At 70.9% G+C, this 15064-nt stretch carries 14 protein-coding genes; 4 read left to right on the forward strand and 10 right to left on the reverse strand.

The window, feature by feature from the left end:
* Positions 1 to 2: 2 nt before the first annotated feature.
* The 5 genes from ACZ3II_RS19280 to ACZ3II_RS19300 all read right to left on the reverse strand — a co-directional run bounded on the left by ACZ3II_RS19280 (position 3) and on the right by ACZ3II_RS19300 (position 5236).
* A complete protein-coding gene (locus ACZ3II_RS19280; protein WP_465519035.1) occupies positions 3 to 221 on the reverse strand; it encodes a hypothetical protein in 219 nt (72 codons plus the stop codon).
* Complete coding sequence (locus ACZ3II_RS19285) at positions 218 to 2137, reverse strand: ABC transporter ATP-binding protein (protein WP_465519036.1); 1920 nt, start codon at positions 2135 to 2137, stop codon at positions 218 to 220. Before ACZ3II_RS19285 ends, ACZ3II_RS19280 begins: the two co-directional genes overlap by 4 nt.
* Positions 2138 to 2210: 73 nt before the next feature.
* The gene (locus ACZ3II_RS19290; protein ID WP_465519037.1) at positions 2211 to 3002 is read right to left on the reverse strand and encodes an enoyl-CoA hydratase/isomerase family protein; all 792 of its coding nucleotides are present in this window, start codon (positions 3000 to 3002) and stop codon (positions 2211 to 2213) included.
* The gene (locus ACZ3II_RS19295; protein ID WP_020510159.1) at positions 2999 to 3226 is read right to left on the reverse strand and encodes a helix-turn-helix domain-containing protein; all 228 of its coding nucleotides are present in this window, start codon (positions 3224 to 3226) and stop codon (positions 2999 to 3001) included. The genes ACZ3II_RS19290 and ACZ3II_RS19295 overlap by 4 nt, the downstream gene beginning before the upstream one ends.
* Before the next feature lie 405 nt (positions 3227 to 3631).
* Entirely contained in the window at positions 3632 to 5236 is a 1605-nt protein-coding gene (locus tag ACZ3II_RS19300; RefSeq protein ID WP_465519038.1) for an ABC-F family ATP-binding cassette domain-containing protein, read from the reverse strand.
* Positions 5237 to 5440: 204 nt separating this feature from the next.
* On the opposite strand from ACZ3II_RS19300, the gene ypfJ reads away from it, so the two are divergent.
* Complete coding sequence (gene ypfJ / locus ACZ3II_RS19305) at positions 5441 to 6346, forward strand: KPN_02809 family neutral zinc metallopeptidase (protein ID WP_465519039.1); 906 nt, start codon at positions 5441 to 5443, stop codon at positions 6344 to 6346.
* Here ypfJ and ACZ3II_RS19310 read toward each other — a convergent pair.
* Positions 6324 to 6977, reverse strand: a complete 654-nt coding sequence (locus ACZ3II_RS19310) for an acVLRF1 family peptidyl-tRNA hydrolase (protein WP_465519040.1) — start codon at positions 6975 to 6977, stop codon at positions 6324 to 6326. The genes ypfJ and ACZ3II_RS19310 overlap by 23 nt on opposite strands.
* Before the next feature lie 53 nt (positions 6978 to 7030).
* On the opposite strand from ACZ3II_RS19310, the gene ACZ3II_RS19315 reads away from it, so the two are divergent.
* Entirely contained in the window at positions 7031 to 7711 is a 681-nt protein-coding gene (locus ACZ3II_RS19315) for a DNA alkylation repair protein (protein ID WP_465519041.1), read from the forward strand.
* Positions 7712 to 8411: 700 nt separating this feature from the next.
* Here ACZ3II_RS19315 and ACZ3II_RS19320 read toward each other — a convergent pair.
* A complete protein-coding gene (locus tag ACZ3II_RS19320) occupies positions 8412 to 9014 on the reverse strand; it encodes a LysE family transporter (protein ID WP_465519042.1) in 603 nt (200 codons plus the stop codon).
* A gap of 668 nt (positions 9015 to 9682) precedes the next feature.
* Between ACZ3II_RS19320 and ACZ3II_RS19325 the strand changes: the two genes are divergently transcribed.
* On the forward strand, positions 9683 to 10372 hold the full coding sequence (locus ACZ3II_RS19325; protein WP_465519043.1) for a histidine phosphatase family protein: 690 nt from the start codon (positions 9683 to 9685) through the stop codon (positions 10370 to 10372).
* A 49-nt stretch (positions 10373 to 10421) separates the two neighbouring features.
* A complete protein-coding gene (locus ACZ3II_RS19330; RefSeq protein ID WP_465519044.1) occupies positions 10422 to 11669 on the forward strand; it encodes an MFS transporter in 1248 nt (415 codons plus the stop codon).
* 190 nt (positions 11670 to 11859) lie between these two features.
* Here the strand turns inward: ACZ3II_RS19330 and ACZ3II_RS19335 are convergent, their stop codons facing one another.
* Genes ACZ3II_RS19335 through ACZ3II_RS19345 form a run of 3 tightly spaced genes read right to left on the reverse strand, consistent with a single transcriptional unit; the run spans position 11860 to position 15063 of the window.
* The gene (locus ACZ3II_RS19335) at positions 11860 to 12705 is read right to left on the reverse strand and encodes an LLM class flavin-dependent oxidoreductase (RefSeq protein ID WP_465519045.1); all 846 of its coding nucleotides are present in this window, start codon (positions 12703 to 12705) and stop codon (positions 11860 to 11862) included.
* Positions 12702 to 14303, reverse strand: a complete 1602-nt coding sequence (locus ACZ3II_RS19340) for a glycosyltransferase family 2 protein (protein ID WP_465519046.1) — start codon at positions 14301 to 14303, stop codon at positions 12702 to 12704. The genes ACZ3II_RS19335 and ACZ3II_RS19340 overlap by 4 nt, the downstream gene beginning before the upstream one ends.
* Complete coding sequence (locus ACZ3II_RS19345; protein WP_465519047.1) at positions 14284 to 15063, reverse strand: inositol monophosphatase family protein; 780 nt, start codon at positions 15061 to 15063, stop codon at positions 14284 to 14286. Before ACZ3II_RS19345 ends, ACZ3II_RS19340 begins: the two co-directional genes overlap by 20 nt.
* Between the last annotated feature and the right edge of the window lies 1 nt (position 15064).

Here is a 15064-nt window from a genome sequence, read left to right on the forward strand (position 1 = left end):
CGTCATGGCCGGTCCCGGTCGTCGCCGGGCCGGGGCGGCAGGACCCGCTGTTCGTGCATCGCGATCTCGCGCCGGAAACGGTCGGCCGACGGATGCCAGGCCTCATCGATCGGCCCCATGATGCCGCCGCCGATCCCTTTTCGTCTGACCCATCCGGCGAAACGCGCGAACCCGTAAAGCATCGCCCCGAAGATCATCGCGAAGATCAGGAATTCGATCATGGTTCGATGACTTTCGCCGGGACGGTGACGATCTCGATCTCCTCGTCCCGTGCCGGCGCCGGAATCGCGTCGGCGAACTGCGTCCGGTAGAGGTCGGCATAAAGGCCGCCGGCCCCGATCAGTTCGGTGTGGGTGCCGCGTTCGACGATCCGCCCGCGGTCCAGCACGAGGATCTGATCGGCCTCCCGGATCGTGGAGAGCCGGTGCGCGATCACCAGCGCGGTCCGTCCCTGCAGGGCCTCGGTGAGCGCCCGCTGCACCGCCGCCTCCGACTCGCTGTCCAGGTGCGCGGTGGCCTCGTCGAGGATCACGATCGACGGCTGTTTCAGCAGCAGCCGGGCGATCGCGAGCCGCTGTTTCTCCCCGCCGGAGAACCGGTACCCCCGCTCGCCCACCACCGTGTCCAGACCGTCCGGCAGGGCCCGCACCAGGGCGGCGATCCGGGCCCCGGTCAGCGCCTCCCACATCTGCTCCTCGGTGGCGCCGGGCCGGGCGTACCGCAGGTTCTCGGCGATCGTCTCGTGGAACAGGTGCGAGTCCTGGGTGACGACGCCGACGGTGTCACGCAGCGAGTCGAGCGTCGCGTCCCGGACGTCGACGCCGCCGATCAGCACCGCGCCGCCGGTGACGTCGTAGACCCGGGAGAGCAGCATCGACAGCGTCGACTTGCCCGCGCCGGACGGCCCGACCAGGGCCACCATCTGCCCCGGCTCGACGGTGAAGTCGAGACCGGTGAGCACCTCCTGGTTCGCCCGGGTGTCCAGCGTGGACACGTCCTCCAGGGTGGCCAGGGAGACCTGGTCGGCGCTGGGATAACGGAACCGCACGTCACGGAACTCGATCCGCCCGGAGCCGGGTGGGATCTCGGCGGCGCCGGGTTTCTCGGTGATGCCGGGCTCCAGGTCGAGCACCTCGAAGACCCGGTCGAAGGAGACCAGCGCGCTCATCACGTCGACCCGGACGTTGCTGAGCGCGGTGAGCGGACCGTACAGCCGGGTGAGCAGCAGGGCCAGGGTGACGACGGTGCCGGCCGAGACGCTGCCCCGGACGGCCAGCCAGCCGCCCAGCCCGTACGTCAGGGCCTGCGCCAGCGAGGCCACCAGCAGCATCGCGACGAAGAAGGTGCGCGAGTACATCGCCTGCTGGACGCCGATGTCGCGAACCCGGGAGGCCCGTTCGCCGAACCGGGCGGCCTCGGCGCCGGGCCGGCCGAACAGCTTGACCAGCAGGGCGCCGGAGACGTTGAACCGCTCGGTCATCGTCGCGTTCATCTTGGCGTCGAGGTTGTACGACTCGCGGGTGATCTCGGCGAGCCGTTTCCCGACCCGGCGGGCCGGCACGATGAAGACCGGCAGGAGCAGCAGCGAGAGCCCGGTGATCTGCCAGGACAGGGTGAACATCACGCCGGCCGTGAGCACCAGCTGGATGACGTTGCTGACCACCCCGGAGAGGGTGGACGTGAACGCCCGCTGCGCGCCGACCACGTCGTTGTTGAGCCGGCTGACCAGCGCCCCGGTCTGGGTGCGCGCGAAGAACTGCAGCGGCATCCGCTGCACGTGGTCGTAGACCCGGGTGCGCAGGTCGAGGATGATGCCCTCGCCGATGCGGGCCGAATACCACCGCTGGGCGAGGGAGAGCAGCGCCTCGGCGACGGCCAGCGCGGCGATCATCAGGGCGAGCCGCACCACGGCGGAGGACTCGGCCGAGGTGATCGCGTTGATCACGTCACCGGCGAGCAGCGGGGTCGCCACCCCGATGCCGGCGGCGAGCACCACCGTCAGCAGGAAGACCGCGATGTCGCGACGGTACGGCACCGCGAAGCGGAAGATCCGCCGTGTCGTGCCCGCACGCACCTCGTGCCTGCTGACCCGATCCGCGTTCTGGATCGAGCGCAGCACACTCCAGCTCGTGGACATGTCACCTCCCGGGCGTCGTTCGACAGGGCGAGACACAGTCTGCCCCGTGGGTACGACAATCCCGGGAGGTGCCTTACTCCCCGGCGCCCAGCAGGTCGCTGAGCCGCCGTGTCTGGGCTTCCCGTTCGGCCCGGTCCTGCTCCGCGTACGACCGCAGGGGCGCACCCGCGAGCAGGGCCTTGATCTCGGCGACCGCGCCGCCGTCCGCCGCCAGCACGGCGGCGGCCAGGTCGGCGACGGCTCCGTCGAGCTCGGCGGGCGGCACGACGGCCGTCGCCAGGCCGATCCGGTCCGCCTCGTCCGCCGAGATCCGCCGGCCGGTGACGCAGATCTCCAGAGCACGCGACGGGCCGACCAGGTCGGTGAGCCGTTTCGTGCCACCCAGGTCGGGCACCAGTCCGAGGGCCACCTCGGCCATGGAGAACCGCGCGTCGTCGGCGAGGATCCGCATGTCGCAGTTGAGCGCCAGCTGGAACCCGGCGCCGATCGCGTGTCCTTGCACCGCCGCAATCGTCACAATGGACGGACTGCGGAGCCAGGTGAACGCGGTCTGGAAGCCGGCAATCCGATCCGCGCACTCGGCTGCCGACAACTGCGCCAGCCGGGTGAGTGAAGAATCGCCGTCGCCCTTCGCCACCGACAGATCCAGGCCCGCGGAAAACGCGCGCCCCTCACCGCGGACAATGACGACCCGTACGTCTCCCGGCAATTTCCGGGAAATGTTGCCGAGCTCCGTCCACATGGCCGGAGTCTGGGCATTGAGAACGCCGGGCCGGCACAACGTCACCGTCGCGACCGGCCCGTCCTGTTCGTAGCGAACGCCTACCTCGTCGGTGGACCCTGGTCCGGCGTTGGCCGCCGTCACGCCTTCTTGCGGCGGCGTGCGCCGCCACGCTGGCGCAACTGCACGCCCGATTCGGTGAGCACGCGGTGGACGAATCCGTAGGAACGGCCGGTGGAGGCGGCCAGCGCGCGGATGCTCTCGCCGCCGGTGTAACGCTTCACCAGGTCCTTGGCGAGCGACTGCCGCTCGCTACCGACGATTCGACGACCCTTCTCAGTACTGGTAGCTGTGCCAGTGGCTGCCATCTTGAATCCTCACGTCGCAGACAGTGCGGTCAGATACGGTCCCACCCATTACACCGTCTCGAACGATCATGCGCCAGGCATCCAGCCCCCGTGAACGTGCCCATTTATTACTGTCAGGAACTTGACGGTTACCACGGGCATCAATGTCAGACAGTTTGGCGGGACTCTCTCGGCGCGCATTTCCGGCTCGGCGACCGGCCGCCCAAGACCATCGATCACCTGCGAAAACACTCGATCGAGGACGGGCCCTCGATCGCTCCGGAGAGTGCTGGGATCGCTCCGTGGAGTGACTCTCGACCTTGCAGCGTACCGGCCGACGGGTGCCCGACCTGTTCGGAAACGCCCGAACATCGCACTGTCTGTGTGGGCACCAGTTGACAACTGACGATCGGCGATGATCGGCCCTCAGGCCAGCTCGACGAGCTCCAGGAGGTCGTCGCTCCACGCGTCCTCGTCGCCGTCCGGCAGCAGGATCGCCCGGTCCGGCTTGAGCGCCTGCACACAGCCGGCGTCGTGGGTGACCAGCACGATCGCCCCCGGATAGTTGGCGATGGCGTCGAGCACCTGCTCCCGGCTGACCGGGTCGAGGTTGTTCGTCGGCTCGTCCAGCAGCAGCACGTTCGCCCCGGAGCAGACCAGGGTGGCCAGCGCGAGACGGGTCTTCTCACCACCGGAGAGCACCCCGGCCGGCTTGTCCACGTCGTCGCCGGAGAAGAGGAACGCGCCGAGGATCTTCCGCAGCTCGGTGTCGGTCTGCTCGGAGCCGGCGCTGCGCATGTGCTCCAGGATCGTCCGGTCCACGTCCAGGGTCTCGTGCTCCTGGGCGTAGTAGCCCAGCCGCAGGCCGTGCCCGGCGCGCACCTCACCGGTGTCCGACTCGAGCAGCCCGCCCAGCATCCGCAGCAGGGTGGTCTTGCCGGCGCCGTTGAGCCCGAGGATGGCGACCCGGGAACCCCGGTCCACCGCCACGCTGACGTCGGTGAAGATCTCCAGCGACCCGTACGACTTCGACAGCCCGGTCGCGGTCAGCGGAGTCTTGCCGCACGGCGCCGGGTTCGGGAACCGGACCTTCGCCACCTTGTCCGAGGTCCGGGTCTCCTCCAGGCCGCCCAGCAGCTTCTCGGCACGCTTCGCCATGTTCTGCGCGGCGACCGTCTTGGTGGCCTTCGCCCGCATCTTGTCGGCCTGCGCCATCAGGGCGCCGGCCTTCTTCTCGGCGTTCGCCCGCTCACGACGGCGGCGGCGCTCGTCGGTCTCACGCGCTTCGAGGTACGTCTTCCAGCCCATGTTGTACATGTCGACGACCGAGCGGTTGGCGTCGAGGTACCACACCTTGTTGACCGCGGCGTCGAGCAGCTCGACGTCGTGGCTGATCACGATGAGGCCGCCCTTGTGCTGGGCCATGTACCCGCGGAGCCAGGCGATCGAGTCGTGGTCGAGGTGGTTGGTCGGCTCGTCCAGCAGCAGGATGCCCTTGCCGTTCTGCCCGGAGTTGGCGAACAGGATGCGGGCCAGCTCGATCCGCCGGCGCTGACCGCCGGAGAGGGTGCCGATCGTCTGGGCCAGGGCACGGTCCGGCAGGCCCAGGTTCGCGCAGATCCGGGCGGCCTCGGCCTCGGCGCCGTAGCCACCGAGGGCGGAGAACTGGTCCTCCAGCTGGCCGTATAGGCGGACCAGCTTGTCCTCGGAGCTCTCCTCGAGCTGAACCTCGAGTTTCTGCATCTCGGCGAGGATGCTGTCCAGGCCGCGGGCGGAGAGGACGCGGTCGCGGCCGGTCACGTTCAGGTCGCCGGTGCGCGGGTCCTGCGGGAGGTAACCGATCTCACTGGTGCGCTCGACCGTACCCGCGTACGGGATCCCCTCCCCCGCCAGCACCTTCAGCGTGGTGGTCTTGCCGGCGCCGTTGCGGCCGACCAGGCCGATCCGGTCGCCCGGCTGCACCCGCAGGGTGGTCGGGGAGATGAGGATGCGCGCGCCGGCGCGGAGTTCGAGTCCGGTGGCGGTGATCATGAAGGTTCTCGCTCTCGGTGTACGGGCTGACTCAGGGCGCAGAAAAGCGCCGGCCATCGCAGATGACGGTCGGCGCCGGGGCAGGTCAGCCTTCGCAGAGCAGCACGCGGCCATCCTACCGGGCGTTCACTCACACCTCCCACCCGATTAATCCGGGAGGTCCCCGGGTACTCGGCGGAGCAACCGTGGTGAGGGTGGGACGACATGGAACTGAACGAACGCGCCGACATCGACACCAGTCAGATCGAGCAGAGCCGGGGATCGGGCGGTGGCGGCATCGGCGGCCTGCCGATCGGCGGCGGGGGCCTGGCCGGCATCGTCATCACCCTGGTGATCGCGCTGGTGGGTGGATACTTCGGGATCAACACCATGGGCGGTGGCGGCGGCCAGGAGACGGCGGGCACCCCCATCAGCCAGTGCACCACCGGCGCGCAGCAACTGCAGGTGCTGGAGTGCCGTAACGCGCTGTACGTGACGTCGATCCAGAACTACTGGCGCCAGGAGCTTCCCGCGTCGTTCGGCGAACAGTACGTCCCCGCCAAGACCAACATGTTCAAGAACGCGGTGAACACCGGCTGCGGCGCGGCCGACTCCGGCGTCGGGCCGTTCTACTGCCCCGCCGACGACAAGGTCTACATCGACCTGGCCTTCTACGAGGTGCTGTCGAAACAGCTCGGCGCCCCGGGCGAGTTCGCGCAGCCCTACGTGCTGGCCCACGAGTACGGCCACCACGTGCAGGACGTCCTCGGCACCGAGGCGGAGATGCGGCGCCGGCAGCAGCGCGACCCGGGCAGCGCCAATGCCGAGTCGGTCAAGCTGGAACTGCAGGCCGACTGCTACGCCGGGGCCTGGGCGCACGCCGCCGCGACCACCGTCGACAAGGACGGCGACAAGATCTTCACCAGTCTCACCGACACCGACATCCAGGAAGGCATCCAGGCCGCCGGCCAGATCGGCGACGACACGCTGCAGAAGCGCGGCGGCGGGCGGGTCGACCCGGAGCAGTTCACCCACGGCACGTCCGAGCAGCGGCAGCGCTGGTTCCGGGTCGGTTACGAATCCGGCGACCCGAAGCAGTGCGACACCTTCAAGGCCGGCGCGCTGGGGTAACCGGCTCGCTGATCAGAATCGGCACGGCACGAGCCGCGGCCACGGCGGACACCAGGACCGCGTGCCGCGGCTCCGGCACATCCAGGACCCTTCCGGTACGCAGCGCGGCAACCGCCGCCAGTGCGGGCGCCGCCAGGATCGCGTCGATCGCGGAACGGTCGCCGCCGGTCACGAGCGCGGCCATCGACCGTACCTCAGGAAGAAGAATGCGCCCCGCGATCCCGGCGCCGTCCGCAGCCGCCGCCTTGGCCTGATTGTCCCGGCGGCGCGCAAAGCGCTGCTGCGACCAGCCACCCGCCGCCGTGCGCCCCTGCACGTAGTGGGTGTCCACCTTGGAGGCCGTCAGCTCGCCACCGTCCGCGATGCCGACCGCCACCGCGCCCTTGCGCGCCAGCAGCAGCCCCAGCCTGCGCGGCGTCTGCGCCTCCCGGATCAAATCACTCACGGTCATCGCCGGGCCGGCTCCCGGTGGCAGATGCAGCGTCGCCACCGCGCCGTCCGCGGCGGTCAGGGTCAACCCCTCTGCGGTGTACGCCCCATGGCGCGTCCCGAAGTTCTCCAGCCATCGGGGCAGCCGCTCCGGCGCGACATCGACCCACTTCCCACCGCCGGCCGCCGCCCGTTCCGCCATCGGTTCAGCCTACGTGGCGTTTCGTGTCGTACCCCGCTGGCATCATTTCCGGCATGAGCGACTTCGCGGCAGTGCTGATGGACCGCCTCTCCGGCGCGTTCGAAGCCGCCCGCGACCCGGTGCGGGCCGTCGGAGCGGCCGCCTACATGCGCGACCAGTTCCCCTTCCTCGGCCTGACCAGCGCGGTCCGCCGGGCCCAGGCCAGGATCGCGCTGACCGGCCTGCCACCACCCACCGAGGCCGACCTGCGAGCCGTGGCCGTGGCCTGCTGGTCGCGCCCGGAGCGGGAGTTCCAGCAGTTCGCGTGCGACTTCCTGACCGCCCACGTGCGCGTCCCCGGCCCGGCGTTCCTCGGCACCGTCGCCGAGCTGATCACCACCAGGTCCTGGTGGGACACTGTGGACCCGCTGGCCACCCACGTCGTCGCCGGCCTGGTCCGCCGCCACGCGGCACTCACCGCCCGGATGGACGAGTGGTCCACCGCTGACGACATGTGGCTGATCCGCACCGCGATCCTGCACCAGCTGCACTACCGCACCGAGACCGACACCGGACGGCTGTTCGGCTATTGCGCCCGGCAGGCCGGTCATCCCGACTTCTTCGTCCGCAAAGCGATCGGCTGGGCCTTACGCCACTACGCCCGGACCGATCCCGGCGCCGTCCGCGCCTTCCTCACCGCTCACGCCGGCCAGTTGTCGCCACTCTCCCTCCGGGAGGCCGCCAAACACCTTTAGGCACCCTCTCCCGACCGATCTTGGGTGCTGTCTCGCCCACCCGAGTCTTCTTCCGGGGTGCTGAACGGCGAGTAGTCAAGCCCTCTGTCCGGGGCGATGCCGTCACGCCTACGGCCGGGGCTCCCCGGGCCAGTGCCCGATCGTGTGGATTCGACGCCGGAGCCGGGCGCACAAGATCGAATTTCTGCTCTTACTTGTGCGCTGAGCTGCGGAAATCCGATGCCACCTGCCCAAGAACGCGAGCCTCATAGATCTTGGGCAGGCGGTGCCGGACCGCATCGCACAAGAACGCCGGCCGGGGGTCGATCTTGGTGGTCAATGGCGCGTGCGGACTCACCCGCTCGAGGCCTGGCGGATACGGACCTGAGTAACCGAGAAGAAGGCTCACCCCCGGACCGGCCTGACGACCAGCGGCCGGTACGGGGCGCTCTCACCTGTACCGAGACCGCCCTCACGAACAGCCGAAACCCCGGCTGGTCATCAGTGCTGTCTCGAACGCCTGGAGACAGCACTGATGGCCAGCCCGGGGCCGGGCTCGTCGCGCGGCTACCGGTGCCCAGGTGCAACCCCGGCTGGTCGTCATGGCTGTCTCGAGCGCCTGGAGACAGCCATGAGAGCCAGCCGAGCAAGATCTACGCCGTGGCCGGCCGGCAGGGAGGACGGGCGTCAAGAGATGGCCGGCCGGCAGGGAGGGCGGGCGTCAGGAGGGTAGGAGGAGGCGGAGGGCGAGGACGGTGATGACGGCGCTCGAGACCAGGGCGGTGATCAGGCGGCCACGGGGGCCGGTCAGGACGCGGCCGATCAGGGAACCGCCGCCCGCGATCAGGAGTTGCCAGCTCGCCGACGAGAGGAACGCGCCGATCACGAACCAGACACCGCCGCCGCTCCCACCGTTGCCGAGGACCAGGGCCGCGAAGTAGATCACGGTGGCCGGGTTGAGCAGGGTGAGACCGAGTATTCCCAGGTAGGCGCGGAACGGTGTGGCCGGTCGCTCGTCCCGTTCCGTGACGCCGGGTCGCCGGAGCGCGCCCCACGCGGTCCACCCGGCCAGCCCGAGCAGCACCGCCGCCCCGGCCCAGCGCAACGGCGTGGCGACCGGCGCGATGACGCCCGCTACCGCTGCTCCCCCGACGACGGCGGCCAGCGCGTAGATGCCGTCAGCCGTGGCCGCGCCCAATCCCGCGGCAGCGCCGACCCGCAGTGACGTTCGTGCGCTGAGGCCCGCGATCAGTACCGCGATCGCCCCGACGGGCACGGCGATCCCGTAACCGGCGACGACGCCGGCGAGGAACGCGCCGCTCATGACCGCTGCCGAACACCCGCCGTTTCCGTGGCGGCCGGCTGCTGTCGCGCGGCCCGTTCGGCCACAGCGACAGAGACGGCGGAGTACGGCTTCATCGTGGTCACGCCGCCATCATCAAACCCACCCCGGCTCGCCGGCCACCGATTTTCCACCGGCCGAGGACCGCGTTGCCTGGTGCGCGATGAACGTCGGGTCACCACACTGCCCCTCGCGTTACCGGCCCCAGATCACCACACAGCCGGTAACAGCGTTGCGTCGGGAGGTGTGGCGAGAGGGACCGGCCGGTCGACCGTGGATCTTGTGCGGCTGGTTCTCAGGGCTGTCTCGAGGGGCGTTGAGACAGCCCTGAGAACCAGCCGGGTTTTCCTACCCGCAAGGCGTCGCGAGCGGAACGGGCGCGGGGCGGGCGCGGGGTGAGGTAGGTGCGAAGCGGGCGCGGGGCGGGCGCGGAGTGAGGATAGGTGCGGGGCGGGCGCGGGGTGAGGCAGGTGCGGGGCGGAGTGGGCGCGGAGTGCGGTCGGGTGTGGAGATGATCGGGGTGGGCGCACATCCGGATGGATCTGCTGATGCAATGGCGGGCCGGATTCGGCGGAGGGTGCGGTTACTGGACGGTGTCGCCGCGAATCCGGTGCGTGACCGGCGGGCGGTCGGGCGGATAGGGTCCGATCATGGTCGCTGAACTGATTCTGGTGCGGCACGGGCAGAGCCTGGCCAATGTCGCCTTCGCCGCAGCCGATGAGGACGACCTGATGGAGGCGGCGGTGAGCGGCCGCGACGCCGAGGTGCCGCTGACCGCGACCGGTGAGGAGCAGGCCGCCGCCCTGGGCCGCTGGCTGGCCGCGCTTCCGGAGGAGCACCGGCCACAGGTGGCGATCACGTCGCCGTACGTGCGGGCCCGTGAGACGTGGCGGATCGCCGCCGAGGCGTCGGGGCTGGATCTGCCGGCGCCGCGGACCGACGACCGGCTCGTGGACCGGCTGATGGGTGAGCTGGAGTTGCTGACCCGGGCGGCGGTGGCGGCCCGGTTCCCGGGGGAGGCGGAGCGGCGGGCGAAGGCGGGCGAGTACGAGTACGCCCCACCCGGCGGGGAATCGTTTGCGGACATCGCGGTCCGGTTGAAGTCGTTCCTCGACGACCTGCACGCCGATCATGCCGGCAAGCGGGTGATCGTCGTCGCGCACGACGCGGTGGTGCTGATGATGCGGGCCGTGATCGAGCAGCTGAGCTGGGACGAGGTGCTCGAGGTGGAACGGGGCGCGGGCAGCGTACGCAATGCTTCGATCTCGCGTTTCGACGGCGCCTCCGGGACGCTCACGCTGGACCGGTACAACGTGATCGACCATCTGCCGCCGGCGTGACATACCCTCTGGCATTGATGATGTTCGATGACAATTGCCCGGGCGAGCGGTGAACCGTCAGCTCGGCGCCCTTCTCACGGCCGAAGCGATCTCCATGCTCGGCAGCCGGATCACCTTCGTGGCCGTACCGTGGCTGGTCCTCACCACGCAGGACTCCGCCCTGCTCGCCGGGCTGGCCGGGCTCGCCGAGATGCTGCCGTACGTGCTCGCGGGACTGATCGGCGGGCCGATCGTGGACCGGGTCGGGCCCCGGCCGACGGCGGTGGTGGCGGACACCGCCAGTGTGCTCGCGGTCGCCGGGATACCGCTGCTCGCCTACTGCGACGGGATGTCGCTGACCGCGCTGATGGTGCTGATCGCGCTGGCCGGCGCGCTGCGCGGGTTCGGTGACGCGGCCAAGCGCGCGCTGCTCCCCCGGACCCTCGCCGTGGCGGGCGTGTCGACCGAGCGCGGCACCGCGATGTACGACGGCATCTGCCGCGCCTCGACCCTGGTCGGCCTGCCGCTGGCCGGGGTGCTGATCGCGGCGTCCCATCCGGCGGCGGTGCTGCTGGTCGACGCGCTGTCGTTCGCGGCGAGCGCGCTGATCATCGCGATGACGGTCCGGGTCGGCTCCGCCGACGCCGCAGCGCTGGCCCAGAGCGAGGAGCAGGGGTACGCCGACGCGCTGCGGGACGGTTTCCGCTGCGTACGCTCGGACCGCCTGATCCTCGGTGTGATGTCGATGCTGTTCGTCACCAACATGTTCGACCAGGCGTTCGCGACGGTGTTCGTGCCGGTATGGGTACGCGACGGCGCGCACGGACCGGCCGCGCTGGGGGCGATCGGAACCGCGTTCGGCCTGGGCGCGGTCGCCGGCAACATCCTCTACACCGTGGTGGCCCCGCGACTGCCCCGCCGCCGTACCTTCGGCATCTGTTTCTTCCTCGGCGGCCCCGCGCAGCTCCTCGCTCTGGCGCTGGCCGAGCGGGTGTGGACGGTGCTGTTCACGGCGGCCTGCGCGGGCGCGCTGATGTCCACGGTGAACCCGATCCTGATGTCCGCGGTCTACCGCCGGGTCCCGACCCATCTGCACGGCCGGGCGATCAGCGTCCTGATCGCCGTGTCCTGGGCGGGCATCCCGTTCGGCGGCGTGCTCGGCGGCTGGGCGACCGACCTGCTGGGCCTGCGTACCGCCGCTCTGGTCGCCGCGTTCGGCTATCTGACGGTGACCGCCGCGCCGTTCGTCTTCCCGGCCTGGCGTGAGCTGGACGCCCACCCCCGCGCCGACGCCACCGCCGCGGTCGCCACCGCGTGAGGCCCGGATCCGGCTGGTTCTCAGGGCTGTCTCGGCGGCGTCGAGACAGCCCTGAGAACCAGCCGGGGTTTGACGGCGACGAGACAGCGCTGACGACGGCCGGGGTGGAACGGCGAGTCCGGCGGGCCGTCAGTGCTGTCTCGAGGGTGCGGAGACAGCACTGACGGCCGGCTGGGGTCGGTGCCGGCCGCTATGCCGCGAGCAGGGGACGGACCTGCTCGGCGATGAAGCGGACGAAACCTTCCGGATCGGGGTCGTCGGGAGTCGGTTGCAGCACGACCGTGTCGGCGCCGGCGTCGGCCCACCGGCGGACGCCGGCCGCGATCGCGGCGGCGTCACCGGTCACGGCCCGGTCGGTGAGCGACGGGTAACCCCAGCGGACCCGTTCCGCCTCCATCCGGGTGTCCGCGTCCGGGCCGGTGGCCGTGTGCAGGTAGACGACGAGGCTGCCGTCGCCCATCGACTGCCGTACCTCGCGTACCTGGTCGGGGGTGGTGCCGCCGGCGAGGATGGTGCCGTCGCCGATCTCACCGGCCAGCCGCAGCGTCCGCGGGCCGGTGCCGCCGATCAGGATCGGCGCGGGGCTCTGCGGCGGCCAGTCCAGGGCGACCCCGTCGAGGTGGACGTACTTCCCGCCGACGGTGACGCGTTCGCCGGAGAGGAGAGCGCGGAGGGCGGTGACGTACTCGCGGAGCAGGGTCATCGGCGAGTCCGCCCGGGCGCCGACCTGGCCCATCCAGTCCTGGACGCCGTGGCCCACCCCGATGATCGCCCGGTCCGGGAAGAGCCGGTGCAGGGCGGACAGTTCCATCGCGGTCAGCGCCACGTTGCGCAACGGCACGGGCAGCAGGCCCACGCCGACCCGCAGCCGCCGGGTCCAGGCGAGCACCGCCGCGGCGGTGGCCACCCCGCCGGTGAGGAAGCAGTCCTCCCAGAGCCACAGTTCGTCGAGTCCGGCCTGGTCGGCGGCTTCGACGACGCCGCGGAGGCGTTCCGGGGGCAGTTGGGGCAGGCAGACCGCGCCGAGAATCGTCATGCCGTGATCTTCTCGGAAATGGCCGGGGAACGCGCGCCGGAGAGAGCGACGATGTGCTGGTACAGGTCCTCGGGTGCGAGGTCGGTGTACCACGGGGTGACCGGCCGGCGCTCGTACCGTTCCGTCCCGGCCAGGAAGAACAGCGTGTACCCGGTGCTCAGCGCCAGGGACGCGGCCGCCCACGCGGCGATCACCACGTGCTCGCCCTGGATCAGCCGGGTCACCGCGAATCCCAGCGCACCCACCTCGACCAGAGCGAACAGCCGGTACGCCCACTTCAGCGGGGCGTCCGTCGTCCGCCGCGCCCGTTTCTGGGTGACCCCGAACTGCCGCTCCCCGAACAGCGCGGCCGGCAGTGCCGCGAGCATCGGCAGGGTGTCCGCGACGGCGAACGCCTCGCTGTGCAGCATGTGGTAGTGGCCCCGGCCGAAGCTGACCACGGTGTAGATGGAGAACACGGTGAAGGCGAGGAACGCGAAGCCGTAGATCGCGTACGGGCCGGTGACCTGGGCGACGCCGGTGGTCAGCGCGGCGACCGGGATGAGCAGGTAGAGCAGCCGGTTGAGGCCCTGGAAGTGGGCGACCATCGCGCTGGCGTAGTTGAGCCGCTGGTGGAACGTCAGCCCGCGGGCCCGCAGCGGCGAGTCGCGGTGGCGCAGCAGCAGGTGGAGGCTGCCGATCGCCCACCGGCGGCGGGTCCCGTAGTACTGGCGGAGGTTGTCGACTTCGAGCCCGTACGCCAGAGGCTCCTCCAGATAGACCGACTTCCCGCCGCGCGCGTGCAGCCGCAGGGAGGTGTGGATGTCCTCGGTGGAGGTGTCCTCGGCGAAGCCGCCGGCGGCGTCCAGGGCGGCCCGGCGCAGCATCGCCGACGTCCCGGTGTAGATGGCGCTGTTGGTGCTGTTCTTGGTGGGCTGCACCCCGCCGTAGAACATCTCCTGCTCGTGCCAGGCCGCCTCGCTCCCGTGCCGCTTCCGGAAGGTGAACGACTCGGTGTTGTAGAACGACTGCGGCGACTGTACGACCGCCACATCCGGGTCGGCGAAGTAGCCGAGGGTCTTCTCGATGAACTCGGGCAGCGGGATGTGGTCGGCGTCGAGGGTGACGACGAACTCGGCGTCGGTGATGCTCAGCCCGTGGTTGAGGTTGCCGGCCTTGGCGCCCTCGCTGGTGGTGCGCGGCAGGTACCGGGCGCCGAGCCGGTCCGCCATCGCCTTGATCTCGGGGCGGTCGCCGTCGTCGAGGACGATCACGTCCCGGACGCCACGGACCCGCAGCGCCCCGAGGACCGTCGGTTCGAGCACCGGCAGCGGCTCGTTGACGGTCGGCACCAGGATGTCGACGGTGGCGGTCACCGGGGCGGTGACGGTGCGCGGGACGGGCCGGGTGCGGGTGCGCAGCGACACCACGAACATGGCGGTGGTGACGACGGCGAACATCTCCGCCGCCCAGGCGAGCGGGCCGTACCAGACGGTCCAGTTGACGACGGCGGTCCGCCAGATCACGAAGATCGGGGCGAGGGTCATGAAGACGGCGTAGAGCACGCGCAGGCGAGGCGGGTCCCGGTCGGTGATCTGATCAATGCGGTACGGCTGCATGTCCGGTCCTTGTCTGAAGTGATCCGAAGAGGGCGGGCCCGGCGGCGAGCACCCCGGTTCCCAGCGGGGTGACGACCGCTCCCGCCTCGGCGGCGATCAGCGCGCCTGCCGCCCAGTCCCAGGGCGCCAGCTCGTCCTCGTAGTAGGCGTCGCAGCGGCCGGCGGCGAGCCAGCACAGCTCGAGGGCGGCGCTGCCGTGGCTGCGGATGTCACGGACCCGGGGCAGCAGTTCGGCGACGACGGCGGCCTGCCGGGCCCGGGACTCCGGGAGATAGGCGAAACCGGTCGTGACGAGGGCCTGGTCGAGCGGCACCGGATCGTTGACGCGGATCGGGGTCCCGTTGCGGCGGGCGCCCCGGCCGAGGACGGCGGTGAACATCTCCGAGCGGGACGGGTCGGCCACCACGCCCACGACGGCCCGCCAGGCGCCGTCCGGGAGCCGCTGCTCGGCCGCGATGCTCACGGTGACGTGCGGGGACCCGTACAGCAGGTTGGTCGTGCCGTCGACCGGATCCACCACCCACCGCACGCCGGAGGTCCCCGCGCGGGCCGTGCCCTCCTCGCCCAGCAGCGCGTCGTGCGGCCGCGCGGCGGACAGCGACCCGGTGATCGCGGCCTCGGCCGCCAGATCGATCTCGGTCACCGGGTCGGTGCCGCTGGACTTGTGCCGGAGCGCCTGGACGGCCCCGGCGTCCCGGATCACCCGCGCGCCGGCCCGGGCCGCCGCCACCGCCGCGTCGAGCAGCTCGTCCCGGAGCACG

Source organism: Actinoplanes sp. NPDC019969, from assembly GCF_055562375.1.